The sequence below is a fragment of the Enterococcus eurekensis genome, assembly GCF_042654605.1.
GTDB classification, from domain to species: Bacteria; Bacillota; Bacilli; order Lactobacillales; family Enterococcaceae; genus Enterococcus_I; species Enterococcus_I eurekensis.
The window spans coordinates 1-26,631 of record NZ_JBHSGT010000057.1; the positions used below are offsets into that span (position 1 = coordinate 1).

Annotated in this window: 26 protein-coding genes and 1 pseudogene; 6 read left to right on the top strand and 21 right to left on the bottom strand. The window is 36.8% G+C overall.

What is annotated here, in order from left to right:
• Positions 1-618 precede the first annotated feature (618 nt).
• Entirely contained in the window at positions 619-1,098 is a 480-nt protein-coding gene (locus tag ACFO3L_RS09435) for an acyl-CoA thioesterase (protein ID WP_019131942.1), read from the bottom strand.
• 469 nt (positions 1,099-1,567) lie between these two features.
• Between ACFO3L_RS09435 and ACFO3L_RS09440 the strand changes: the two are divergent.
• Positions 1,568-1,849, top strand: a pseudogene (locus tag ACFO3L_RS09440) (tyrosine-type recombinase/integrase); the annotation flags it as partial.
• 96 nt (positions 1,850-1,945) lie between these two features.
• Here the strand turns inward: ACFO3L_RS09440 and sufB are convergent.
• From sufB to rpsO, 18 genes are all read right to left on the bottom strand, one after another.
• The gene (sufB, locus tag ACFO3L_RS09445) at positions 1,946-3,340 is read right to left on the bottom strand and encodes a Fe-S cluster assembly protein SufB (protein ID WP_379966521.1); all 1,395 of its coding nucleotides are present in this window, start codon (positions 3,338-3,340) and stop codon (positions 1,946-1,948) included.
• A gap of 12 nt (positions 3,341-3,352) precedes the next feature.
• A complete protein-coding gene (sufU, locus tag ACFO3L_RS09450) occupies positions 3,353-3,814 on the bottom strand; it encodes a Fe-S cluster assembly sulfur transfer protein SufU (protein ID WP_379966524.1) in 462 nt (153 codons plus the stop codon).
• Positions 3,801-5,033: a cysteine desulfurase gene (locus ACFO3L_RS09455; protein ID WP_379966527.1), complete on the bottom strand. Its 1,233-nt coding sequence runs from the start codon at positions 5,031-5,033 to the stop codon at positions 3,801-3,803. The genes sufU and ACFO3L_RS09455 overlap by 14 nt, the downstream gene beginning before the upstream one ends.
• Positions 5,033-6,325, bottom strand: a complete 1,293-nt coding sequence (gene sufD / locus ACFO3L_RS09460; RefSeq protein ID WP_379966530.1) for a Fe-S cluster assembly protein SufD — start codon at positions 6,323-6,325, stop codon at positions 5,033-5,035. The genes ACFO3L_RS09455 and sufD overlap by 1 nt, the downstream gene beginning before the upstream one ends.
• Before the next feature lie 16 nt (positions 6,326-6,341).
• Positions 6,342-7,115 carry a Fe-S cluster assembly ATPase SufC gene (sufC, locus tag ACFO3L_RS09465; RefSeq protein WP_379966533.1) on the bottom strand — a complete coding sequence of 258 codons (774 nt, stop codon included), beginning with the start codon at positions 7,113-7,115 and terminating at the stop codon, positions 6,342-6,344.
• A gap of 535 nt (positions 7,116-7,650) precedes the next feature.
• Positions 7,651-8,307 (bottom strand): MIP/aquaporin family protein, encoded by a 657-nt coding sequence (locus ACFO3L_RS09470; protein ID WP_379966536.1) that lies wholly within the window; start codon positions 8,305-8,307, stop codon positions 7,651-7,653.
• 72 nt (positions 8,308-8,379) lie between these two features.
• On the bottom strand, positions 8,380-9,252 hold the full coding sequence (locus ACFO3L_RS09475) for a YtnP family quorum-quenching lactonase (RefSeq protein ID WP_379966539.1): 873 nt from the start codon (positions 9,250-9,252) through the stop codon (positions 8,380-8,382).
• Between the two features lie 15 nt (positions 9,253-9,267).
• On the bottom strand, positions 9,268-10,599 hold the full coding sequence (locus tag ACFO3L_RS09480) for an acetyl-CoA hydrolase/transferase family protein (RefSeq protein WP_379966542.1): 1,332 nt from the start codon (positions 10,597-10,599) through the stop codon (positions 9,268-9,270).
• A gap of 23 nt (positions 10,600-10,622) precedes the next feature.
• Positions 10,623-11,408 (bottom strand): enoyl-CoA hydratase-related protein, encoded by a 786-nt coding sequence (locus ACFO3L_RS09485; protein WP_379966545.1) that lies wholly within the window; start codon positions 11,406-11,408, stop codon positions 10,623-10,625.
• 15 nt (positions 11,409-11,423) lie between these two features.
• Positions 11,424-12,272 carry a 3-hydroxybutyryl-CoA dehydrogenase gene (locus ACFO3L_RS09490; RefSeq protein WP_379966548.1) on the bottom strand — a complete coding sequence of 283 codons (849 nt, stop codon included), beginning with the start codon at positions 12,270-12,272 and terminating at the stop codon, positions 11,424-11,426.
• Positions 12,273-12,304: 32 nt separating this feature from the next.
• The gene (locus tag ACFO3L_RS09495) at positions 12,305-13,426 is read right to left on the bottom strand and encodes an acyl-CoA dehydrogenase family protein (RefSeq protein WP_379966551.1); all 1,122 of its coding nucleotides are present in this window, start codon (positions 13,424-13,426) and stop codon (positions 12,305-12,307) included.
• Between the two features lie 29 nt (positions 13,427-13,455).
• Entirely contained in the window at positions 13,456-14,637 is a 1,182-nt protein-coding gene (locus tag ACFO3L_RS09500; RefSeq protein WP_379966554.1) for an acetyl-CoA C-acetyltransferase, read from the bottom strand.
• Positions 14,638-14,958: 321 nt separating this feature from the next.
• Positions 14,959-15,864 carry a LysR family transcriptional regulator gene (locus ACFO3L_RS09505; RefSeq protein WP_379966593.1) on the bottom strand — a complete coding sequence of 302 codons (906 nt, stop codon included), beginning with the start codon at positions 15,862-15,864 and terminating at the stop codon, positions 14,959-14,961.
• A 540-nt stretch (positions 15,865-16,404) separates the two neighbouring features.
• Positions 16,405-17,613 (bottom strand): acyl-CoA dehydrogenase FadE, encoded by a 1,209-nt coding sequence (gene fadE / locus ACFO3L_RS09510; RefSeq protein WP_379966557.1) that lies wholly within the window; start codon positions 17,611-17,613, stop codon positions 16,405-16,407.
• Between the two features lie 217 nt (positions 17,614-17,830).
• Complete coding sequence (locus tag ACFO3L_RS09515) at positions 17,831-18,676, bottom strand: glycosyltransferase family 8 protein (RefSeq protein ID WP_379966560.1); 846 nt, start codon at positions 18,674-18,676, stop codon at positions 17,831-17,833.
• 94 nt (positions 18,677-18,770) lie between these two features.
• Complete coding sequence (locus tag ACFO3L_RS09520; protein WP_379966563.1) at positions 18,771-19,193, bottom strand: hypothetical protein; 423 nt, start codon at positions 19,191-19,193, stop codon at positions 18,771-18,773.
• 150 nt (positions 19,194-19,343) lie between these two features.
• Positions 19,344-21,458, bottom strand: coding sequence for a polyribonucleotide nucleotidyltransferase (pnp, locus tag ACFO3L_RS09525; protein ID WP_379966566.1), 2,115 nt, complete (start codon positions 21,456-21,458; stop codon positions 19,344-19,346).
• Positions 21,459-21,657: 199 nt separating this feature from the next.
• A complete protein-coding gene (rpsO, locus tag ACFO3L_RS09530; protein WP_379966569.1) occupies positions 21,658-21,927 on the bottom strand; it encodes a 30S ribosomal protein S15 in 270 nt (89 codons plus the stop codon).
• Positions 21,928-22,192: 265 nt separating this feature from the next.
• On the opposite strand from rpsO, the gene ACFO3L_RS09535 reads away from it, so the two are divergent.
• Positions 22,193-22,483 (top strand): rhodanese-like domain-containing protein, encoded by a 291-nt coding sequence (locus tag ACFO3L_RS09535; protein WP_379966572.1) that lies wholly within the window; start codon positions 22,193-22,195, stop codon positions 22,481-22,483.
• Between the two features lie 172 nt (positions 22,484-22,655).
• Positions 22,656-23,276 carry an FMN-dependent NADH-azoreductase gene (locus tag ACFO3L_RS09540; RefSeq protein ID WP_379966575.1) on the top strand — a complete coding sequence of 207 codons (621 nt, stop codon included), beginning with the start codon at positions 22,656-22,658 and terminating at the stop codon, positions 23,274-23,276.
• 49 nt (positions 23,277-23,325) lie between these two features.
• Here ACFO3L_RS09540 and ACFO3L_RS09545 read toward each other — a convergent pair whose 3' ends face one another.
• On the bottom strand, positions 23,326-24,504 hold the full coding sequence (locus ACFO3L_RS09545) for an AI-2E family transporter (protein WP_379966578.1): 1,179 nt from the start codon (positions 24,502-24,504) through the stop codon (positions 23,326-23,328).
• A gap of 12 nt (positions 24,505-24,516) precedes the next feature.
• Positions 24,517-24,873: a PTS glucitol/sorbitol transporter subunit IIA gene (locus ACFO3L_RS09550; protein ID WP_379966581.1), complete on the bottom strand. Its 357-nt coding sequence runs from the start codon at positions 24,871-24,873 to the stop codon at positions 24,517-24,519.
• A 119-nt stretch (positions 24,874-24,992) separates the two neighbouring features.
• Here ACFO3L_RS09550 and ACFO3L_RS09555 point away from each other — a divergent pair, with 119 nt between their 5' ends.
• Genes ACFO3L_RS09555 through ACFO3L_RS09565 form a run of 3 tightly spaced genes read left to right on the top strand, consistent with a single transcriptional unit; the run spans position 24,993 to position 26,564 of the window.
• Positions 24,993-26,006 carry a lactonase family protein gene (locus ACFO3L_RS09555; protein WP_379966584.1) on the top strand — a complete coding sequence of 338 codons (1,014 nt, stop codon included), beginning with the start codon at positions 24,993-24,995 and terminating at the stop codon, positions 26,004-26,006.
• A 29-nt stretch (positions 26,007-26,035) separates the two neighbouring features.
• Complete coding sequence (locus ACFO3L_RS09560) at positions 26,036-26,386, top strand: hypothetical protein (protein ID WP_379966587.1); 351 nt, start codon at positions 26,036-26,038, stop codon at positions 26,384-26,386.
• A gap of 16 nt (positions 26,387-26,402) precedes the next feature.
• Positions 26,403-26,564 carry a hypothetical protein gene (locus ACFO3L_RS09565; RefSeq protein WP_379966590.1) on the top strand — a complete coding sequence of 54 codons (162 nt, stop codon included), beginning with the start codon at positions 26,403-26,405 and terminating at the stop codon, positions 26,562-26,564.
• Positions 26,565-26,631: the final 67 nt, after the last annotated feature.

Here is a 26,631-nt window from a genome sequence, read left to right on the forward strand (position 1 = left end):
TAGGGATATTAGTGATACATATTTCAATAAAATGTGCCAAAGAATTAAAGCTATGAATTATTCAGGTTATATACTCTACCTAAAAATGTTTATTTATATTTCTTTACTGAGGAACTAGGAGATTATCTAGAGATGATTCATTAATAAATTACTCACTCGGGGATTCCCCTTTTCACATTCTTCTATCATAGACCATTTGAATCTTATTTTGAAGTTGATTGATAGATATTAACAAAATTATCTCAGAGCCCTTTTCTAATCCACAGTCTTCATATAAATAGTTTTTAATCTTAATAATATTTCACCTGATGTTCCAATATTCGTGCCAACGAAAAATAATTTAAATAAAAAATCCTTTGAAACATTGATTTAACAACGTTCCAAAGACTTAAAATGATATTATCCCACTGACCCTTCCATTAGATTTTTTAACAATAATAGAGGGACAAAACAGCTTAATATCAACATTTATTATGTAGAATACTTTATAATATAATCAATGATATTAAGCTGAAATCAAACCAATGGCATTTAGTATGGCATTATGTTTTTGAGGAGCTATTTCAGAAATCATTTCATTATAACTTAATTTGACAATCCGTATATCAAAATAAAAGATTACATATTATCCTTTACAGCAACTGCAACCATTTTTGATCTTGCTCTAACTTCCCCTTCAACTTCCATTTCCATATTAAGAATAACTTTTCTTTCGCCAATTTCTTCAGCTCTTGCTGTTACAGTTACTTCTTTGTCCATAGGAACTGGTTTTCTAAAATCAACTTCAAGTCTTGCTGTAACAAAACGAAGAATTACAGTATCTTCAGTAAGCTCTAAACCCTTATCTCTGTGTTTAAACCAAGCTGCTGAAGCAGTTCCGTGGCAGTCAAAAATCATCGCTATCATTCCACCAAAAAGATTTTTAGGAACTCCCCCTGTATATTTGCTTTCTGGTGTGAATTTACAGATAGATTCTTCTCCACTTTCTGATGGATAAGATTTTAAATGTAAGCCTTCTTCATTTTTAGGTCCACATCCCCAACAATATTGAAACCTTTCTCCATAAGTATCTTGAATTGCAATTCTTTGTTTTTCCATTTAATAACATCCTTTCTTATTAGATCAATATATTTTACTTTTATTTTAAATTTATTTTCATACACTGCTATTATAACATGTAAAACAAAAATTAATTTTATCAAGATTTAATATAAAAATCACCCCGCCTTGACGAGGTGATAAAGCTTCTATAAAATTTTTAGATTATCAATCCTATCTAGTTTTAAAACTTTTCTCTTTTTATCCAACAATTCTTTTTGATTTTCAATATCTCCCTTTAATTTTTCTACTTGGTCTTTTGAAGCTGATCCACTTTCTAAAAGTAAAATCAGTTTTTCTTGGCTCTCTATTATTTCACTTTTGATTGTAGTTATTGGTTTTACATCATTTCTTATACTTTGTCTTTGTTCAAGTATTTCTCTTTCTATTTCATCTCTTATTTTCTTTGTTTCTGCTTCTATTTCCCTAATTCTATTTTTTATCCTATCAGTCCTATATTTAACATACTCAATTCCTTTTTACAAACAAATTCAATGAATTGTACTATCCTCAAGCACCCAATGATTGGTTATATAATATTCTTGAAAAGTATGATTTACCTAAAATTACTTTGCATGGTTTTAGACACACTCACGCCAGTTTACTTTTTGAGTCTGGTGCTAGTATCAAAGAAGTTCAAGAACGATTAGGACATAAAGATGTCAAAACAACTATGAATATTTATACCCATGTTACTCCCGAAAAGGTTAGAGAAACAGGAGAACGATTTGCAAAATATGTTAATTTTTAGCAAATGGCATTTAATTTGGCATTTACTCTAAAATCACACAACAAAAAAAGAGCCCAAAACATTGTTAATTCAATGTTTTGGCACTCTTTAAATTTATTATCCCACAGACCCTTCCATTTCATACTGAATCAGTCTGTTCAATTCTACCGCGTATTCCATCGGTAATTCTTTGGTAAATGGTTCAACGAAGCCCATTACGATCATTTCTGTCGCTTCGAGTTCTGATAGACCACGACTCATCAGATAGTATAATTGTTCTTCTGAGATTTTTGATACTTTCGCTTCATGTTCTAGTGAAACGTTACTGTTGTGGATTTCGTTATATGGAATCGTATCTGATTTTGATTCGTTATCCATAATAATTGTGTCACACTCGATATGAGAAATCGAGCCGGCACTGTTTTTACCGAATGTTACTTGTCCTCGGTAGTTTACTTCACCACCGCTTTTCGCGATTGATTTTGAAACGATTGAGCTTGATGTGTTTGGTGCGTTATGGATCATTTTTGCACCGGTATCTTGGATTTGTTGGCCGTTCGCAAATGCGACTGACAACATTGTTCCACGTGCGCCTTCACCTTCTAGGTAAACACTTGGGTATTTCATTGTTGTTTTGGCACCTAAGTTCCCATCAATCCATTCAACCGTTGCGCCGGCTTCCGCACGGGCACGTTTTGTCACTAAGTTATACACGTTATCTGACCAGTTTTGGATGGTTGTGTAACGGCAGTAAGCATCTTTTAGGGTAAAGATTTCAACAATTGCCGCATGTAAACTGTTTGATGAATAGGTTGGAGCGGTACAGCCTTCAACGTAATGCACGCTTGCGCCTTCATCGACGACGATTAATGTACGTTCAAATTGGCCTGTTCCTTCTGCGTTAATCCGGAAGTATGTTTGTAATGGGACATCGACACGTACGCCTTTTGGTACGTAGATAAATGTGCCACCTGACCAAACGGCAGAGTTTAATGCGGCTAATTTGTTGTCCGTTGGTGGGACTAATTTTGAGAAATATTGTTTGAAGATTTCTGGGTATTCTTTTAAAGCGGAATCGGTATCGGTAAAGATGATTCCTAATTTTTGGAATTCTTCCTTCATATTGTGGTAAACCACTTCTGATTCATATTGCGCAGAAGCTCCGGCTAAGTAAGCACGTTCTGCTTCTGGAATTCCGATACGTTCAAATGTTTCTTTAATCTTTTCTGGTACGTCATCCCAGTCTCTTGCTGGTTTGTCACTCGCTTTTTGGTAATATTTAATCGAATCAAAATCCAAATCTTCTAAGCTTGGACCCCAATTTTGCATTGGCATTTTATGGTAAGCAGCTAATGATTTCAAACGGAAATCAAGCATCCATTCTGGCTCATCTTTTACTCGTGAGATTTCACGAACGACTTCTTCTGTCAGACCTTCACCTGTACTAAAAACCGGTTGGAAGTCGTCATGGAAGCCATATTGATATTCTTCTAATTCTGGTACACCACTCATGTTTTCTCACTCCTACTCTTCGATATTTTCTTTATGTTCTTTCACTGTTGGATTGGCAATGATTTGATTCAATGCTTTCCAGCCAAGTGTGGCACATTTTATTCGTGCGGGGAATTTTGCGACGCCACCAAGCATGCTGCCATCTTGTAACGGCTCAGCATCGACGTCTTTACCTTGAACAAGGTCTGAAAACAATTCAGACAGTTCGCTGGCTTCTTTTAATGTTTTACCAATTACCGCATCGGTCATCATTGAGGCACTCGCTGTGCTAATCGAACAGCCGTGACCTGAAAAAGCAATTTTTTCGATGATGTCGTCTTTTAATTGGACTTCCAAGGTGATGATATCGCCACACGTTGGATTGTGTAATTCAACTTTTTGGCTGTCTTCGCCTAAGGTTCCGTGATGATGGGGATGACTTGAATGGTCCAAAATCACTTGGCGGTACAAGTTATCTAATTTAGATAGTGCCATGATTGAAAAACTCCTTCGTTGCATAAATGGCTTCAACTAAGCTGTCCGCTTCGGCTTTTGTATTATAAAAGTAAAAGCTAGCACGAGCAGTCGCTGAGACATCTAAATATTTTAGTAATGGTTGTGCACAATGGTGTCCTGCGCGCACGGCAATGCCTTGCATGTCCATCGCTGTTGCGACATCATGCGGATGCACGCCATCGATGTTAAAAGCAATCACGGCTGTCCGTTTTTCTGGATCGGTTGGACCATAAATCGTTAAGCCTTCTATCGCGGCTAGTTTTGGTAAAACATAGCGCACGATTTCAGCTTCATATTGATGGATTTCCTCTAATCCAATTGCTTCTAAATAATCAATTGCGGCAGCTAATCCGATCGCTCCAGCCATGTTTGGCGTACCGGCTTCAAACTTCCAAGGAAGCTCTGACCAGGTACTATCTTGCAAATGAACGAAATTAATCATTTCCCCACCGAATTCGACGGGTTCCATTTGCTCAAGCCATTCACGTTTGCCGTAAAGCACACCGATACCAGTTGGTCCACACATTTTATGACCACTAAAGACATAAAAGTCACAGTCTAAGTCTTGGACGTCGACTTTCATATGCGGTACCGCTTGGGCACCATCTACAACCATGACTGCGCCTTTTTGATGGGCATACACTGTTAATTCTTTAATTGGATTCACAACACCAAGGACGTTTGAAACATGAGCTAACGAAACGATCGCCGTTTTATCGGTAATTTTTTCTTTGGCATCAGCTAAATCAAGCTCGCCGTCTTTCGTTAACTCAATGTATTTCAAAGTGGCTTTTTTCGCTTTCGCTAATTGTTGCCACGGTACAATGTTGGCATGGTGTTCCATGTAAGAAATGACGATTTCATCGCCCTCTTTAACTTTTAAATCACCAAAACTTTGTGCGACCCAGTTAAGACTAGTTGTCGCACCTCGCGTGAAGAGGACTTCAGTGGTTTCTTTGGCATTAATAAAGCGACGCGTTGTTTCGCGTGCATTTTCGTATTGGGTGGTTGCTCGTTCCGCCAGGGTATGAACCCCGCGGTGAACGTTCGCGTTGTTTTGATTGTAATAATCAATGATGGCTTGTGTTACCGCCTTTGGTTTTTGCGTAGTTGCTGCATTGTCTAAATAAACTAAAGGCTCATCATTCACAATCTGATCTAAAATCGGAAAATCTTGACGAAGCTTTTCGCTATTCATTATGCATTCAACTTCCCTTCAATTACGTCAACGAGTTCTTGTTGAACGCTCTTCACTGGGATAGCTGAAATAACCGAACCTAAGAAACCACGGATGACTAAGCGTTCCGCATCTTCTTTACGTAAGCCACGACTCATTAAGTAGTACATTTCATCGGGATCCACACGACCTGAGCTGGCTGCGTGTCCTGCTGTTACTTCGTTTTCATCGATTAATAAGATTGGGTTCGCATCGCCACGAGCATCATCTGAAAGCATTAAAATACGGCTTTCTTGTTGTGCATCTGCACCTTTTGCTCCATGTAAAATATGACCAATTCCATTAAACGTTAGTGTTCCTTTTTCACGGATAACACCATGTTGTAAAATGTGACCGATCGAATGCGGTGCACGGTTTGTCACACGAGTATCAATTCCTTGTGTTTGACGACCAGCACTGATTGCAACGATTTTCACTTCTGAATGTGAACCTTCGCCCACTAATTCAGAATCAAAGTCTGCTACGATGTTGCCATCGTTCATCACACCAATTGCCCAGTCAACCGATGCATCACGTAAAATATAACCACGACGATTAATATAAGTTGAGATATTCTCACCTAATTGATCAATCGCTGAGTATTTTACTTTTGCTCCAGCTTTTGCAATGATTTCAACGACGATGTTCCCTGAAAGTTTTTCAGTTGTTTCGCCTTCTGATTTGAATCGTTCTAAGTAGCTGAACTCACTATTTTCTTCCGCTACGATTAAAACGTGTTTATAGAAATGATGACCAAGTGCTTGATTGTGGTTGAAGATTGCTTCAAGTGGTTTTTCGATAACCACATTTTTAGGAACATATAAGAACATTCCGCTATTCATGAATGCCGCATGGGCTGCAGTCATTTTATCTTCGTCCATCGGTACTGCTTTTGTCATGTAGTATTCTTTAACTAATTCAGGATGGTTTAACATCGCTGTAAATAAGTCGGTAAAGATGACACCTTGGTTGGTTAACGTAATTGGTAATTGTTCAAAAACCGTTACGTCGTCTTGTTGAACAACCATTGGATGGTTATTCATATCATCAAACGCTGGTACTGAAGTAATTTCAGCCGTTTCACCGTCTAATGCTGCTTCGCTAATGTTAAAGAGCGGCCAACGCTCATATTTTACACGCTCAATTTTTGGAAAATCTAATGTTGTTGCTTTTTCTAAAGCTTGTTCTCGTAATTCCAGCATCCAAGTCGGTTCTTCTTTGATGGCCGAAAAAACTTTTACAGCGCCTAAATAGTCTTGTAAATTTTTCTTCATCAATAAAAACCTCCTGTTAAGCTTCTTCTTCTTTGTAGTCGATACCTAATTCTTTACTAATTCCTGCATAACCTTCTGCTTCTAAACGTTTCGCAAGGTCCGCGCCACCAGTCATTACCACGCGACCTTCCATCATAATATGTACCACATCTGGTGTGATGTAGTTTAATAGACGTTGGTAATGCGTAATGATTAATGAACCAAAGTTGTCGCCGCGCATTTCGTTAATGCCTTTTGCTACAACTTTTAATGCATCGATATCTAAACCTGAGTCAATCTCATCTAAGATTGCAAAAGTTGGTTCTAACATTAATAATTGTAAGATTTCGTTACGTTTTTTCTCTCCACCTGAGAAGCCTTCGTTTAAGTAACGTTCAGCCATTTCCTCAGCCATGTTTAAAAGAGCCATTTTTTCATCTAATTTTTTGATGAATTGCATAACAGAAATTTTATCGTCTTCATCACGTTTAGCATTGATTGCTGCACGCATGAATTCTGCGTTCGTGATTCCTTGAATTTCACTTGGATATTGCATCGCTAAAAATAGACCTAAACGCGCGCGTTCATCTACTTCTAATTCTAAAATGTTTTCGCCATCTAAAAGGATTTCCCCTTCAGTCACTTCATAATTAGGGTTCCCCATAATCGCAGCAGATAACGTTGATTTACCTGTTCCATTTGGTCCCATGATTGCGTGAATTTCTCCTGTATTGATTGTTAAGTTCACGCCTTTTAAAATCTCTTTATCTTCAATTGACACGTGTAAGTTTTTAATCTCTAAAACGGACATGCAAATACCTCCAATTAATTTTTTCATTCTCATTCATTGTAGACTAATTGAGAATGAAACTCAAACTTTGAAACTCAAAAACTCAAATTATTCCTCAAATATTTCGTGTTTCGGTAAAATAAGATAAGAAACGAAACACAGTCAGAGTAAATAGCATCGCTTCTAAAACCTTGTACCGATTCGAACTGTCAACAAGTCGCTAATTTAACGCTTGTGCTTCACAAAGTTCAATTAATTAAAGCAAATGACACCTAGTAAGAAAACTATTTTTCAATTACTATAGCTATCAATCATCAACTCATTTACTTCTCAATAATAACTCCTTGTTCAAATAAATAATCTACCTTGACTCGCTTGTTAGAGGGTTACTCCATCAGACGATCAATGAACACTCTTTAAAACTATTCTAAACTACTTATGTCACACTTGCCATGATCTGCCTTTGTCCGCTTTATTTACTTCTTGATCTCAACAAACAAAAAAACACAATGCCTCTTTCAAAAGAAGAGACATTGTGTTTTTTAATTAAGAGTTCTTAGTCTTCAGAAGATAGGAAACCTTTTGCTAAGATAGCTGCTAACGCACCACCAACTAGTGGAGCTGCAATGTATACCCAAACTTGTGATAAAGCTTCGCCACCAACTAATACTGCTGGAGCTAAACTTCTCACTGGGTTTACAGACATACCTGTCATTGGTACACCAATCACGTGTAATGCTGCTAATGTTAAACCGATAATTAAACCAGCATAGCCAACACCAGATGATTTGCTTGTTACCATTAAGACAACGAATACTAATAAGAATGTTAAGATTGCTTCTACAAAGAACACACCTAAAGCACTTGTATCACCGAAAGTAGTTTGTGCTAAGTTATCTGTTGCTTTTTGACCAGCATTTAAGATGAATAATAAAGCTGCACTACCTGCGAACGCACCAATTAATTGACCAATAATATAATAGATAAATTCTGTAACATTCATGCGCTTGTTCATTAACATTGCTAAAGAAACTGCTGGGTTTAAATGCGCGCCTGAAACTGTTCCTACAGTGTACGCTGCGATCATTACCGCTAAACCAAACCCTAATCCAATACCTAAATATCCAATTGATTCACCACTTAAAACTGCACCACCAGTTCCGATAAAGACTAAAATGAATGTTCCAATTGCTTCTGCTACTAATTTTTTCATATTCTTTCCTCCCGACAAAAAATCTTCTCTCAATTAAGGACTAACCTTAATTGAGAAAAGTTTTTTACTTTTTTATTTATTTAAAAGGGGAACTTTTGGTTTTGCTTCCCGTTTTAACTCACTAATAATTTCTTTACCAGCTTGGTCCCATTGTAACATACGGTAGTAAGCATCATGGTAAAAAATGAATTTGTAATTTCCTTGATACGCTTCTGCTAAGATACGATCTTTAGCAAAAATCGACGTCATCGGATAATCATCATACGCTAAAACCCATAAAGGATTTTGGTGGGCATGGGTTGGCATCAAGTCAGCCATGTGAATAATCGTCTCGCCTGCTTGATGCAATTTAATAATTGCATGGCCGTCACTATGTCCCCCGGTATGAATCATTTCAATTTCAGGTATAATTTGAATCTTGTCTTCATAAGGAACGAATTGATCTTCAATTGGCTCCCAGTTTTCAACCCAATAGGTCGCTTTTGAGCGCATATTTGGTTGGCGCATTTCATACCATTCAATTTCATTGACGATGATTTTAGCATTTGGAAAAACTGAAACCAATTCTCCGTCAACAATTTCCGTTAAGCCGCTTGCGTGATCATAATGTAAATGAGTCATCAAAAGATAATCAATATCTGCCGTCGTTAAACCTAATTCTTGCAAAGATTCTTTGACTTTTGATTCTTCGGTTACACCGAAATTACGTTTTTGTTTATCGGTTAATTTGCCACGACCAATACTACTATCGATCAAGTAATTAACCCCTTTGTACTGAATCAAGATTGGATCGGTGCGTAATTCAATTAAGTTCTTGTCATTTGGTGGGTAACGCTTTGACCATAATACCTTAGGAACAACTCCAAACATTGATCCGCCATCTAACGTTGTATCGCCACCATCTAACCACGTTAATGTCATTTCATGAAATTGTAAAGTCTCCATGAATTTGCCTCCGTCCTATGCTTCTTCAGATACATTCTCCATAATAGCACTGATTTGATCTTTTGTAAGGTAATTTAACTCAAGTGCTTTTTCGATTAATTCATCACGGAATTTTGGATGAGAAATACGAATCAACGCTTCTGTTCTTTCACGAATTGTTTTACCTTTCAATGGTGCACTACCATATTCTGTTACGATTGTATCAATATCATTTTTAGATGTTGTTACAGGTGCTCCAGAGTATAAATATGGGACAATTGTTGAAATGCTTTCGCCTTTAGCAGTTGAATACAGACAGATAATACCTATTCCGTTTTTCGTGCCACGAACGCCTTTCATGAAGTCTGCTTGCCCACCAGTTGATGAATAGTACGTACCTTGTACACGTTCAGAGTTACATTGACCAAGGAAGTCAACTTCAACTGAAGAGTTAATTGCTACTAAGTTATCTAATTCATTAATTGTTGATGCACTGTTTGTGTAGTCACATGGTAACATTAAGATATCTTTGTTGTTGTTCATGAATTCATACAAACGTTTTGAACCGATTGCGAATGTCGCAACGCTCTTGCCTGTATTGTTTTCTTTGTATTTGTTTGTAATAACGCCTTTAGCTGCTAAATCAACGAGTTTTTCAGGTAGCATTTCTGTATGTAAACCTAAATCTTTTTTGTCAACTAAGTATTCCATAACCGCATTTGGCATTGCACCAAAACCGATTTGTAGCGTGTCGCCATCTTTAACCATTTCAGCAATTTCTTTACCAATTGCTAAGTCGCGTTCGCCTAAAACTGGGCTTCCTAATTCTGGTAAATCAAAGTTGTTTTCAATTAAAGCAGTTACTTGGCTAATATGAATGCCATTTTTAGCACCAAATGTACGAGGCATTTTTGTATTTACTTCTAAAATAATTTTTTTTGCATCATCAATTAATGATGCTACGTATGAAGGGCTTGTTCCTAAAGAGAAATAGCCGTTTTCATCCATTGGCGAAACAGTAGCCATGATTACTTGCTCAGATTCACGTTGAGTTAAAATCGATGGGATATCAGAAAAGTTGTTTGGTAATAAGTCAACTCCGCCATTATTCATTGATTTACGATCCATTCCTGATAGGAATATTGAAACTTGTTTCAATTGATCGCTTGGTAAGTCAAGTATAGGGAAACTTGGTAACATACGGTATAAAGTATTCCCTTTTAACGTTGTTAATCTACCAATTGCCTCTAGTAAAGCTGGCGGCTCACCAGGCATTATTGGGAAAATTAAACCTTCTCCTGGTTCAATCTTCGAAACCGCTTCGTCTGCGGACATTAAACGCTGTTGATACATCTCTTGATGAGTCATAAAATTTGCTCCTTATTCGTTAATTATTTTCTATTGAATGTTGCTTTTTGTTTTGCAACAAAAGCTTCCATTCCTTGTGTTTGATCTTCTGTTGAGAAAAGTGAACCAAATTGTTCTGCTTCTAATTTCAGCGCAGCATTGATTTCCATTTCGTAACCTAGGTTAATCACTTCTTTACTGAATTCAACGGCAAATGGTGCATTTTTTTGAATCTTTTGAGCCATTTTAACTGCTTCGTCGCGTAACGCTTCGCTAGTTACAACACGGTTTAATAAACCAATTGTTTTTGCTTCTTCAGCTTTCACTGTGCGACCAGTGAAAATCATTTCTTTTGCATAGCCTAAGCCAACTAAACGGCTTAAACGTTGTGTACCACCAAAGCCAGGAATAATTCCTAAACCAACTTCTGGTTGGCCAAAGACAGCATTTTCGGCACCAATACGGATATCACATGCAAGGGCTAATTCACAACCGCCGCCTAATGCGAAACCATTTACTGCAGCAATTGTCGGTTGGCGTAAGTTCGCTAAACGACTGAAGACACGGTTACCAAACGCTGAAAACTCGCGCCCTTCCATCACTGTTTTATCTTTCATTTCAACGATGTCTGCTCCAGCAACAAATGATTTATCACCTGCACCAGTTACGATGACAACTTGAACTTCTGGATCATTTTCGATTGCATCTAGACGCTCTTCTAATTCAGCCATTACAGCTGTACTTAACGCGTTTAATGCTTTAGGACGTGAAATTGTTACAAAAGCAATTCCTGCTTCGACTGTCAATTCAACCAAATTTACATTTTCCATTCCAATGCTCCTTTTTTAGTAAGAGTAGAATCCGCGGTTTGTTTTCTTACCTAACCAACCTGCTTCAACATATTTTTTCAATAATGGTGCTGGACGGTATTTGCTATCGTTAAATCCGTTGTATAAAACAAGCATAATTGCTAGACAAGTATCTAAACCGATGTAATCAGCTAATGCTAAAGGACCCATTGGGTGATTCGCACCAAGTTTCATTGCTTCATCAATTTCTTCTGCCGTTGCAACGCCTTCGCCTAATGCAAAGATTGCTTCGTTGATCATTGGGATTAAGATACGGTTAACTGCAAATCCTGGTGAATCTTTAATATCGATTGAAGTTTTACCAATTTTTTCGCTTAATTCTTTAATCGCTTCTGCTGTTGCATCGTCCGTTTGGATTCCACGGTTGATTTCAACTAATTTCATCACTGGCACTGGATTGAAGAAATGCATACCGATTACTTTTTCTGGGCGGCTTGTTGCTGCTGCGATCTCAGTAATTGATAAAGAAGAAGTGTTTGTTGCTAAAATTGTACCTTCTGATGTAATTTCTGCTAATTGTTTAAAGATTTGTAATTTAATGTCGCGATTTTCAGTTGCTGCTTCGATGACTAATTGTGCATCTTTCGCATCTTGATAATCTGTTGATGGAATTAAGTTGTTACGAACTTGATCGGCAACTTCTTGTGTACGGCGACCACGAGCCACAGCTTTATCTAACCATGCATGGATTTTAGCAATCCCTTTTTCAACAAATTCTTCTTTAATATCATTTACATATACAGTGTAGCCAGCTTCAGCTAAAACTTGAGCGATACCGCTACCCATTTGACCTGAACCGATTACCATAATTTTTTCGATTTTCATTTTGTCATCTCCTAAGAATTACTAAACTATTTTTATGATTTTAAACGCCAAGGCTCGGCAATAATATAGCGTTGGGTGTCTGAAGATCCACCATAAATTGCTGTGATTTTAGCATCACGAACAAAGCGTTCTATTTCATTGTTGCGCATGTAACCATAGCCACCCGTTACATTAATAATCGTTTCGGTAACGTCAATAGCTAAATCAGACGCTGCCAATTTAATCATCGCAACTCGTTGTGTATCATCGGGTGCCTCATCCAACGTTTGTAATAGAAACGCACGCGTTGCTAAAATTTTTGTTTGGACATCGGCTAAGCGATATTGATTGGTTTTCAAATCAATTAAGCGCTTCCCAATATTGCGCTCAAAACTAACGTATTCAAGTCCGCGATCCAAAGCGCCTTGTGCGATACCGATTGCTTGGGCTGAAATAGCTAGTCGGTTTCGATTCAAAACCGATTGGACTTGCTTCAAACCTTGCATCACATCACCCAAAAGTGCGGTGTGAGGAACGAAAACTGATTTTAGTGAAACACCTGCAACAGGTAGGGACTTAATCCCCATTTTATTTTCTAATGGGCCGACTGTTAAACCTTCTGTGTCACGATCGATTAAGAAAACCCCAAAACCTTCTTCACCCTTTAAGGATCTTGTTTTTGATACGACTGAAAACAATGTGGATATCGGTGCGTTTGAAATAAATGCTTTTTCTCCCGTAATAATCCAACCTTCAGCTGTTTCAAGTGCAATTGTTTCCATTTGTTGTAAATTACTTCCACTATCAATCTCATTAGCAGCAAAAGAGCCAAAGATTTCACCTTTCAATAGCGGTTCTAAGTAGCGAGCTTTTTGTGCCGCTGTTCCAAATTGGAACAACGGCCAAATCGCATAGCTTGCTTGAGTAAGTAAAATACTTCCTAAAGCAGGGAATTGTTTCGAAATGATACGAATCAAGCGAATAAAAGCTTTGTACGATGGAATGAGTGACTCGGGTGGTTCAACAACCATATATAAAATCCCAAGATTAACTAAATAGTCCCATTCCGCCTGCGGAAACTGTTCGCTCGCATCGTATTGCGTTGCAACTTCTCGAATGGTTGTATTCGCGTAATTTTCAACGATAGCAGTTAACTTCTCCTGATTCTTAATCATTCCTTCTCACCTTGTCTTTGTTTATTTGATTAGTCACGTTTGATAATCATTGAGATACCTTGTCCGCCACCAATACATAATGTTGCTAAACCTGATTTTGCATCACGTTTTTTCATTTCATGTACTAGAGAAACTAAGACACGCGCACCACTTGCACCGATTGGGTGACCTAAAGCAATTGCTCCACCGTTAACGTTAACGATATCCGTATTTAATTCTAATTCTTGAACAACACTCATTGCTTGAGACGCGAATGCTTCATTTGCTTCGATTAATTCTAAATCGTTCACTGTCATGTTTGCTTTTGCTAAAGCTTTTTTAGTTGCTGGAATTGGACCAGTACCCATAATTTTTGGATCAACACCTGCTGTTGCGTAGCTTTCGATTGACGCTAATACTTCAAGACCTAATTCGTTCGCTTTTTCGCGAGTCATTAAGACTAAGATTGCAGAACCGTCGTTTAATCCAGAAGCGTTACCTGCTGTTACTGTTCCATCTTTTTTGAATGCTGGACGTAATTTGCCTAACCCTTCAGCAGTTGCACCAAAACGAGGATGCTCATCTGTGTCCATTACTACTGGTTCGCCACGACGAACTGGAATTTCGATTGGCACGATTTCATCAGCGAAACGACCTGATTTGATTGCTGCTTCTGCTTTATTTTGGCTTGCTGCTGCAAATTCATCTTGCGCTTCACGTGTAAATCCAAATTTTTCAGCAATATTTTCTGCTGTGATACCCATGTGAATATCGTTAAAAGCATCTGTTAAACCGTCTGTTAGTAATGTGTCGATTAATTGACCGTTACCCATGCGTTTACCCCAGCGGTAATCAGGAACAACATAGTTTGCTTGACTCATGCTTTCAGTTCCACCAGCTACAACGATTTCGTTGTCACCTAATTGGATTGATTGTGCTGCAAGAATTACGGCTTTTAAGCCAGATCCACAAACTTTATTGATTGTAAAAGCAGAAGCCTCTTGCGGGATACCTGAGTTAATGCTGACTTGTCTTGCAACGTTTTGTCCAAGACCTGCGCCTAATACATTACCTAAAATTACTTCATCAACTAATTCTGGTGCTAGGTTTAAAGCGTTTAGTGATTGCTCCACTACTTTTTTACCTAAATCGATTGCTGATACATTTTTTAATTGGCCACCAAATGTTCCAATTGGTGAACGTAAAGCTGAAACTATTACTACTTCTCTCATTTTTGAGAATCCTCCTCGTTTTTAACGTGTTTTACATGTGAAAACTGTAAAACGTTTACAAGCTTATGATAAGAGCATTTGGCAAAAAAATCTAACAAGTAAAAGTAATTCGAACTATTAGTTTGGCTAATACAAAGCTTAAACCCTTGTCACAACTGTTTTGTTCAATTTATCATTTGATTTTTTCGAAAGAATATTTTTTCTTTTTTTTGGATAAAACAGTCGATTTTTTATCAATGGTTCTTATTAATTTAATAATTAATGAAAAAAACTTTGAACGATCGATGACATTTCAACGAGTTCAAAGTTTTTAAGGGACAACTATTGGACGACTGGTTCATAAAAATAGTTTAAAATCGTCTCATATACGTAGGCTTCCACTTCATTGTAATTTTTCTTAATATGTCGACATAATAAAACGTTGAATGGAATCGGATCACGAAAGGGGATCTCAACGTAATGATCTTGGTCAATGGTTCGCTCAATGGGCGAAGGCAAAATGGTGACAATTTCCGAATCCATTGTCGCTTCCACTAAATAATCCCAAGAAGAAGATAAAAAGGTTGGCTCTTTTTCTTCAGATATCGCATGAAGCTTATCTTTAACTAAGGCATTAGTTGTGAAACTCTCGTTAAAGGTCGCGATTGGATAATCCATCACGTCACTCCAATCGAGCAGCTCCTTCTTGGCTAGGGGGTGGTCTTTTGACATGAAAGCGGTCATCTCATCAATTTGAATGACATGTTCTTCAAAACTCTTTAAATCCAAACTGGTTGGCTCTATTAAAATGGCATAATCTAAATCATTTTGAAAAAGCATCCGTCGTAAATCATTACTCCCTCCTTCAATAATCTCGATTTTAATACTAGGATTTTCTAACATTAGTTTCGGAAAGAACGCTGAGAAAAAAATTCTTAAAATCAGCGATGGCAAACCGATACGAATAGTCCCCTTTTGTTTTGAGGCTTCTTTTCGCACCATATCGCGCATTTCATCATGAAGTGCGGTTATTTCTTGTGCGTAAGCATATAATTTCTCACCACTAGGCGTTAATGAATCTAATCGACCATTTTTGCGATAAAATAAAACTAACTCTTCGTTCGTTTCAAAATTGATAATTAATTGACTTAATGCGGACTGTGTAATGTGGATTTTTTTCGCTGCTAACGACAAATTACAACCACATTCCACAATGTTCATAAAGTAAAACAATTGTTGAACGTCCATTTCTCCACCCATTTCTTCGATTTTCTTCATTAATTATACCACCTCCATAAAAAAATGTATGATTTTCTGCCTTTAACTAACAATTCCATTAAAAATTTTAAAAATAAGAACACTAACAAAAAATGAATATCATTTTTGTTAGTGTTCTTATTTTAAGGTTTGGTTATTGCCTCTTGATGCCATTGGTCAATCTCAAGCACTAGTGTGCAATAGCAAATGTTCTCAAGGATCAAGGTCATCCTTGAGAACCCCTTTGCTTATTCCCCGTCACTAAACGCTTCTTTTATAACCTTTTTTGGAAACGGTATATGATGAGCAACTGTTCGGAGATAACTCTTCCTCCGGAGAAAATGAAAGGGCCATTTTTCCGTAGGTTTCGCTATCTCTCACAGTTAATCGCTCATTCTATAACCTCTTTTTGAAACGGTATATGATGAGCAACTGTTCGGAGATAACTCTTCCTCCGGAGAAAATGAAAGGGCCATTTTTCCGTAGGTTTCGCTATCTCTCACAGTTAATCGCTCATTCTATAACCTCTTTTTATATGAATGCTCCGATGCCTGTTAGGTAACGACCTACGATTAAAGCATTGATTTCGTGTGTTCCTTCATATGAGTAGATTGCTTCTGCATCTGCAAAGAAACGTGCAACGTCTGTATCTAAAGTAATACCGTTACCACCACAAACTTCGCGGCCTAATGCAACTGTTTCGCGCATTCTTAACGCATTGTGCATTTTAGCTAACGCTGAGTTTTCTTCGATGAAACGTCCTTGTTCTTGTAATTCAGCTAAACGAACTGAATAACCTAAAGTTGCAACTGAGTTAGCTTGCATAATTGCTAATTTTTCTTGTACTAATTGGAAGCCACCAACTTTTTTACCAAATTGGTCGCGTTCTGTTACGTAACGTAATGCAGCCTCTAATGAACCAGCAGTCATACCAGTTGCTAAATGAGAAATATCTGCACGAGTTGCGCGTAAAATACGAGAAACATCTTTAAATCCATTGATGTTTACTAAACGAGTATCATCTGAAACTTCAACGTTTTCTAATGTAATGTGACCGTTTTGAACTGGACGTAAAGCCACTTTGTAAGGAATTGCTTCAGCAGTTAACCCTTTTGTTCCGCCAGGTACTACGAAACATTTGATTTTATTGTCTGCAACGTCACGTGCAAAGATTGGTAGGATATCAGCAGTTGTAGCGCCACCGATCCAACGTTTTTCACCGTTTAAGATCCATTTGTCGCCAACTTTTTCAGCAGTTGTAGCTAAACCACCAGCGATATCTGAACCGTGATCTGGTTCTGTTAAACCAAAACAACCTTGCCATTCAAATGAAGTGATTTTTGGTCCGTAATGTTTGATTTGCTCTTCACTACCACCTAATAAAATTGTGTTGTAACATAATCCACCGTGAACTGTGTAGAATGTTGCAATTGATGCATCCATTTTAGCTAATTCAAAGTATAAGAATACGTTGTATAACTCACTTGGCTTACGAGAACCTTCGCGACCTTCAAAAAGTAATGGGCTATCCATCATACCAGTTTTTGCTACTTCAGCAAAAGCTTCAAATGGAAATTGTGCTTTTTCCCAGTATTCGTTAATAACTGGTTTTACGTGTTTTTCTAAAGCTTCACGAACAGCTTTTAACACAGTTAATTCACCATTTGTTAATCCTTCTGCATATCCAAATAAATCTGATGGGTAAAACTCTTTTAAATCTACGGGTCTTTCGTTTGTCATAATTTATCTCTCCTTATATTGTAAATCGCTTTCACAACTAAATATTAAACGTATCTTGCGACTTTTGCTACTTACTAAAAATTATGATAACTATTAGTAAAGCTTATAGATATCCCCAATAAAACGAGTGACTGACAAAAAATCCCTTATTATCAACATTTATAGTCATTTATGATTATTATCCGTCCACCTAGTCGTCAATTACCATTCTTTAAAATTAATGATTTTTAATCGATATTTCATCCATTTTTATGCTTAAATTTTGATAATTTAAATACAAAGCTGTAAATCTCGAGTCACTTTTTTCATTCCACGGCTTCGGTTTTCCACAAAAATGTAAAATTGACGTGTGTTGCATCACCCACTGAATATTTTGTTTACCAAAACTTTTGGCCAAATAAGTCGTATACAAACGTGTATCGTAATTCCAAACTTCTTCAGGAATTTCAAGTGCATATTTGCCATACAAATGATTCAAAATGTCTTGATCTGGCAACATGAGTAGTTTATTAAATTTCCCAATGACCGCTTGAATATCTGCCCAGTCAACAAGTTCACGGGCTTTCACTAGATTTATAAGCATGACTCCTGAATTATAGTAACCATGGTCGGTATCGAGGCGAATTTGATTGAATTTTGTTGTTAAATCAAGCATGCGTTTATGTGTCGCTGCTGCAAAGAGATAATCATTTAAATCAAGATTCCACAGTTCGTCTAGGGAATTAATGACTAAAATATCTGGATCTAAATACAAGACTTTAGTTATTTCTGGTGGTAATATTTGTCCAGCTAATAAGCGAAAATACATTTCTTTGGGGTAGCGTTCCACAGTAGGTGCTTCCTCCCAAATCGTGCCGTCGGCTTTAATGAAATGCATTTCCCAACCTAAATTCATAACAAAAGACGTCAATTCTTGTTGATTTCTTTCGGAAATTACTTCATGAATGAGCCATATCCGTATTTTCTGATTCGAATGTTGGTCATAAATAGAGGTTAAGGCTACTTTTAATGGTTGTAAGTAACCTTCATCAAGTGTAAATAACAAATCCATGGGTTCAAACATTTATCTAACTCCTTAAATCTTTCAATTTACTTCTTTATTCTATCATAAAACAAAAAGAAGTGATTGAATACACTCCTTCAATCACTTCTGATGCTTAGACTTTTTTTATAAAAACTTGCTGGCATTTTGAACAAGTTACCTTTATTTCGCCTCGACCCTTGGGCGCTCGTAATTGTTGTTTACAAGAATAATTGTTGCAACGAAAATACTTGTATTCTTTACGTTGTTCAAACTTTGTTTTTTGTTGTTTAAACTTCTTTTGAAAGTTCAATTTTAGCCATATATATTTTTGGTTTTCATTCGAACGCACATAATTTTTTTTAGAAAACAAGCGATAATATGTAAATAAAAATAAGGCATAAGCAATTAAGCGTAATGGCCAGCCAAGTATTCCTACAAAGTTCGCGACGAATAAACTGATCAGACTAATGATGATCAGTGTCTTGTTGAGTGAATCAAAAATCCCATAGCGCCCTCTCATCCATTTTTGGGCATTGATTTGCAGTTTACGAAACATGATTTTCTCCTTTGATAAACGAATTGCTTCTATCTTATCACAAGTCCTCCATGATGATGCTCGATTCACAAAAAAGTCCCATATTTTTCAAAAAAAAATAACGTGCAGGAACGAATTTAATTTTCGTTCCTGCACGCTGCAGTTAATTAATTAGTCTTTTTTAGGCTCGTCTAACATTGCTTTTCTTGAAAGGTTTACACGGCCTTGACGATCAATTTCCATTACTTTAACTAAGATTTCGTCGCCTTCTTTGACAACGTCTTCTACGTTATTCACACGTTCATGTGCTAATTGAGAAATATGAACTAAACCATCTTTTCCTTTGATTAAGTTAACGAATGCACCAAATTTTTCAACACGGACAACTTTACCTAAGTAAACTTCGCCGACTTTCACTTCTTTAACTAATTCTTCAATGATTTGGATTGCTTTTTTGATCATATCTGCATCAGATGAAGCAATCGATACGTTACCGTCTTGATCGATATCAATCTTAACGCCTGTTTCATCAATGATTCCATTAATTGTGTCGCCACCTTTACCGATAACCACTTTGATTTTTTCAGGGTCAATTTGAATCATTTCAATTTTCGGTGCGTATGGGCTTAACTCTTCACGAGGAGCAGCAATTGTTGAAACTAATTCATCTAAGATTTCCATACGTGCTTGTTTTGCTTGCGCTAAGGCTTCACGTAAGATTTGCTCTGTAATACCTTGGATTTTTATATCCATTTGTAAAGCAGTAATTCCATCTTTTGTTCCTGCTACTTTAAAGTCCATGTCGCCTAAATGATCTTCAAGGCCTTGGATATCCGTTAAAATAGTATAATTTTCACCATCAGATACAAGTCCCATTGCAATCCCTGCGACTGGAGCTTTAATCGGCACACCAGCATCCATTAAAGCTAAGATTCCACCACAAATACTTGCTTGAGAAGAAGAACCATTTGATTCTAAAACTTCCGATACAATACGAATTGTATAAGGGAAATCCTCTTCTGAAGGAATCACTTGTGCCATTGCACGTTCACCTAAAGCACCGTGCCCTATTTCACGACGGCCTGGTGCACCTGAACGACCTGTTGAACCAACTGAGAATTGTGGGAAGTTATAATGGTGGATGAAACGTTTTGATTCTTCCACACCTAGACCATCAATAATTTGGTGTTCGCCTAAAGGTGCTAATGTACAAGTTGATAAAGCTTGTGTTTGACCGCGAGTGAATAAACCTGAACCATGTACACGAGGTAAAAGACCCACTTCAGAGGCTAGTGAACGAATTTCATCAATCTTACGGCCATCAGGACGGATTTTATCGATGGTAATTAATTCGCGAACAACATCTTTTTCTAAGTCTTCTGCTAATTGTTTCACTGCTTTTGTTAATTGAGTTGCTTCTTCGCCTTCAAGAGCTGCAATTTTTTCTGCATACGCTTCTTTAACAATTTCTTTTACTTTTTCAATCTCTTCTTCACGTGCTAATTTTTCTTCTGTTAATACAGCTGTTTTCATTAGTTCATAATAAGCTGCGTAAACTTCTTCACGTAAAGTTTCATCGATTTGTAGTAAAGTAATTTCCATTTTTTCTTTACCGACAGCGGCTACGATTTCTTCTTGGAAAGCAACAAGTTCTTTAATTGCTTCGTGACCGAATAATAATGCACCTAACATGTCTTCTTCTGATACTTCTTTCGCACCAGATTCAACCATGTTGATTGCTTTTTTCGTACCAGCAACTGATAACTCAATGGTTGTTTTTTCTTGTTGCTCAATTGTTGGGTTTAAAACATATTCGCCATCCACTGATCCAACTTCAACTCCAGCAATTGGTCCGTCAAATGGAATATCAGAGATTGCTAACGCTAATGATGAACCAAACATCGCTGCCATCGCTGGTGAACAATCTTGTTCCACACTCATTACGATGTTTGTTACTTGAACTTCGTTACGGAAGCCTTCTGCGAACATTGGACGAATTGGACGGTCAATCAAACGAGCAGTTAATGTTGCGTCTAAACTTGGACGACCTTCACGTTTAATAAATCCTCCTGGAATTTTACCTACAGCATACATTTTTTCTTCGTAGTTAATTGTTAACGGGAAGAAGTCTGTGTCTTTTGCTTGTTTTGAAGCAACAGCTGCTGTCAAAACAACTGTGTCTCCGTAGCGTACTAAAACAGCACCATTTGCTTGTTTTGCTAATTGTCCGACTTCAACAGATAACGGGCGTCCGCCCCATGTGGTTGAAAATACTTGCTTTGTCATAGTTTCTCCTTTTCGCTGTAAGTTGTGACTGCTACTAAACAAAGGAAAAGAGTCAAAATTTTCACTATTTTCCTTTGGTTAGTAGTAAGCCAAAGCCAACTCTCACAGCTTTTTTATTTTTTGATAAATATAAAACGGTTGCCAAATACATAGTAAAAAAGTGAGATTCGTAGGAACCTCACTTTTCGTTTTGTCTTGACTAGCGACGTAATCCTAATGCTTGGATTAAATCACGGTAACGGATAACGTCTTTATTACGTAAGTAAGCTAATAAGTTACGACGGTGTCCGATTTTTTTCATCAATCCACGGTATGAATGATGATCTTTTTTGTGTGTGCGGATATGGTCATTTAAAGTATTGATATCTTCTGTTAAAACAGCGATTTGTACTTCTGGTGAACCAGTATCTCCTTCATGACGAGCAAATTGTGCCATGATTTCGTTTTTGCGTTCTTTTGAAATTGCCATTGTGTTTCCACCTCTTTCTTATAATTCACCCAGGACTGAGTAAAGCGTTGGTGACTCGCTAAACCAAGTAACAGGCGGTGCAATCTTGCACAGATATACTTTACTTTATTCTGTATTAAAATGCAAGGTTCTTGTCCAACTTCCTGATAGTTTTTTGATATAAATAAATTTTTTCTAATAATCATTAGCTGTTAGTTTATTTTCTTTGCAAAAAAAAGAAAAATTCTCTAGAATCATTTGCATCAGAGAAATGAGGTAAATATAGATGAACACAATTAGTGCACAAGATTTTCATTTGCTGCAAACTAACCAACCCATTGCTATTTTAGATATCCGTGATAAAGGAGCTTTCAACGAAGGTCATTATGAACACGCGATTTCCATACCTGTCACGAGTCTGCCAAACCGTCTCAATGAATTATCAAAGAATCAAACCTACTATATTATTAGTCACGCCGGTCGACGCGGACAAACGATGTCTCAATTTTTAGCTCAACAAGGTTATCAATCAATTGCCGTACTCGGTGGGATGAAAGCTTTGAAATCAGCATCTTAGATTCATTCAGCCTTGAACATTCTATGATCAAGGCTGTTTTTTGCCTTTTATTTTTTTATTCTAGCAAATTAAGAAAGTAAGCGTTTTGACTTAGGCAAATGTATTGAAATTCATTTCTATTTTTTATATAATTCGAATTAGAAATAAATTAAACCAATAGAGGAGACGAGTCATGTCAACATTATTAGCTGTTAAAGCACATCCATTAACTAGAGAAGATTCAAAATCAATGAAAGTTTTTTACACTTTTTTAGATAGTTATAAAAAAAGTAATCCTGAAGATGAAATTGTTTTTTTAGATTTATTCAACGAAGATTTTCCAGAGATTGACTTAGATATTTTAACTGGTTGGAACGACTTACGTTCAGGTAAAGAGTTTACGGCATTAACTGCTAGCCAACAAAAAAAAATCGCTCGCTTCAATGAATCTACTGAGCAATTTTTAGCAGCAGATAAAGTCGTTATTGGAAATGGTCTATGGAACTTAAACATCCCTACTCGCTTAAAAGCATGGATTGATACAATCAACGTTGCTGGTAAAACATTCCGTTATACAGAAACTGGTCCCGTTCCATTGACTGAAGGCAAAAAAGTATTACACATCCAAGCAAACGGTGGTGTTTACGAAGGGCAAGAATTCTCTTCTCAATATGTTAAAGGAATTCTAAACTTCATCGGTGTTGAAAATGTTCAACAAATTTTTGTTGAAGGTGCGGATCACCAACCAGACAGAGCAGAAGAAATCGTTGCTACAGCTGTTAAAAAAGCAGAAGAATTAGCATTAACCTTCTAATTGAATGAGCAAAAAGACCAACTGAGAAAAATCACTCAGTTGGTCTTTTTTATTCTACTTGTTGAATTGGTTCTTCAATTAGTATGATCGGATCATCTTCATATAATTTTGATGTTTGGACATACCATGCGTAAATTGCTTTGATTAACACTTTGACTGCCGCATAAACGGGAATCCCTAAGATTACGCCTGTTAAACCAAACATTTTACCTGAAGTTAAAAGGACAAATAAAATTGTGATTGGATGAATCGACAATTGATTCCCTAAAATTAATGGAGAAATAAAACGTCCCTCTAATGTTTGTTCAATCAAGAATACGACCAATACTTTAATTAATAAAATCGGCCCGCCAACAATACCTAAGAAAACAGCTGGAATCATTGCTAAAAATGAGCCTAAATAAGGAATCAAGTTTAAAATTCCAGCCATAATCCCTAGCGTTACAGCGTAGTCCAAACCAATAATTGCAAACCCAATCATAAAGATGACGCCGACAAGAAAAGCCACTGTTAGTTGTCCCCGAATGTAAGATGAAACTTGTTGGTTCATTTCTTTTAAGACTTTCATCGTCGGTTTACGCCACTTCGTTGGTAAAAAAGCAACCGCATAAGGTGCTAGGTTTTTTCCATCTTTGAGCAAATAAAATAGTATAAATGGCATGGTCACAATTGCGATAAAGACAGATGCAACTGCACCAAAGAAGTTACCAATATTTTCAAAAGTTGATTTTGAAAATTTTTGAATAATCTCTGTCATCCATGTAAAAATTTTCTCCCATGACGCTTCCAATTGTTCTTGAACTTGAGAGAATAATGGATTCGACAACATATCGTCAACCGATGACTCAACAATCTTAATGTAATCAGGAAAATTAGTGATGAAACTAATCGTTTGTTCTTGAATTTTTGGGATAATGACAACACTTCCCCAAACAAGTAAGCCCAGTACAAATACAAATAGACCTAAAATACTATAAATCCGTTTAACGTTCTTTTTTTCTAAGAAATCAACCACCGGATTCATTAAATAATACAAAATAGCCGCCATAATAATGGGGAGCCCAACGATCGCTAAAAAATCTAAAAACGGCGTAAATAAGTAAGCCACTTTTGTAAAAATAAGCGTGTTCAGCAATAATAGCAAGACAATTAATAGTCCCGTAACGACTTTATTATTTAAAAACCAACGCCAAAACCAAGAAAAAGTAATTTTATCTTTTCTCTCCAAATAAACCCCTCCTTATCCTTGATACGTAATCGTCATTCCTAAAGAAATCTTTGGCATCACACTTGGTGTTAAATAAACGCTACTTGTTAATTTCTCGTGTGGATTTTCATCTGAAAAAATAAAAGAAGCATGTTCAATTGATTGCAAATTTTTATTCGCAAATTCACCTAAATGTGCGACTTTATACTCTTGTTCTCCGAATATAATTGAATCTCCTACAGCTAATTCAATCGAAGCTGGATCTTCTATTTTTTGAATAACCGAATACTCTCTCAACCCATCGGTTACACCTTCTCCGAAAAATAAGATGATTGGTTCTTGTGATTCAATCGCATGTTCGCCAATAAAAATGACTTCTGCTTTATGCATGAAATAAGTGCCTCCTTTATTTTTATGAATAACATAATTATAGCACATTCTTTTTTTTTCGTTGACTAGTATGGTAAAATAAAAGAAATACATAAGATTTTAATTGCAGGAGGATTTTCATGACTACAAAAATGTTATTAGGTACATATACTCGTCGTAAAAGTGAAGGTGTCTATTCCCTTGAATTAGATACGGACAAAAAAGAATTACGTAATTTAACATTATTAACGAAAGAAAATAGCCCGACTTATCTAGCTGTCAGCAAGAAAAAAAATCTATACACGGTCACATCGATTGATGAACGTGGTGGTGCTGCTGCTTATAACGGTCAATACGAGTTTATCAATGCCGTAACCGAAGAAGGCGCTCCACTTTGTTACATCGCAGTTGATGAGAATCGACAATTAGCTTATGGCGCGAACTATCACAAAGGTGAAGTCAATGTTTATAAAATTAATGAAGATGACTCGTTAACTGCTAGTGACGCTATCTTCCATCAAGAAGCAACTGGTCCACATGCCAACCAAGACAAAGCTCACGTCCACTTTACTGATTTAACACCAGATGGTCGTTTAGTTGTTTGTGACTTAGGAACAGATGGCGTTTATACTTATGATGTTTCCACTGAAGGAAAATTAACACGTGTTGCACTATTCCAAGCGACTCCCGGAACAGGGCCTCGTCATTTAGTTTTCCACCCAGATGGTCAATATGCTTATATCTTTGGTGAATTGGCTAACACGGTTACCGTAGTAGCTTACGATACAACGGGTGCATTTACGCACATTCAAACCATTTCAACATTACCTGAAGATTTCACTGAATTTAGCGGTGGTGCTGCAATTCGTATTTCTAACGATGGCCGTTTCTTATACGCGTCAAACCGCGGACATAACTCAATCGCTGTTTTTGCGGTTAGCGATGCTGGTGCACACGTTGAATTAATTCAATTAATCTCAACTGAAGGCGATCACCCACGAGACTTCGCTTTAGATCCTAGCGAACAATTTATTGTTTGTGCCAACCAAAATACAGACAACCTTTCACTTTATGAAAGAGATTCTAAAAACGGCACCTTAACTTTAGTTCAAAAAGATGTCTATGCACCCGAAACTGTTTGTGTTTTATTTTAATTTTTTATAAGAGTAAAGGAGGGAACTACATGTTTTCAAAAACACCAATTGAATTATTATCAAAAGACTTTTCAAATATCTATAATAAATGTCAGGCCGTTTACGAACTTATCGATAGTCGTCGTTATGATACATCACTTGCTTTATTAACTGCTTCAGAAATTTATAGCATCGCGGAGAAAGCTTACTTACGATGCGATACTTTTCCAGAATTACAGACAAGTGAAGTTGAAAATTATGTGAATGCGTTTGATGATTTTTATTTCCAATTAAAGCAAATTCTATTTCATAACGAACGCGACACCGAACGCCTACGAATTAACTTACGTGTCATGCGTGAAGCCTATGAAAATATGAACACCTCCTTTGATTTATTTTAAGAAAAGAGGATAAATAATGACCCCAGATGAAGTTTTAGCACGTTTAAGAGAAGAATTTGAACTACCTTTCTTCCAAGTAAAAGTGGAAGACAAAACGTACAGCGAAGAAGAATACCAACAATTTAAAGCCGACTTAATGCGCTACTTTGAAGAATATGTTGGAAATTTCGAGAATTAAAAAGAGGCTGACCCAAAAGTCTCTTTTAAAGAAAACAAGTATTCAAAAATGAGGTAACTCATTTCAG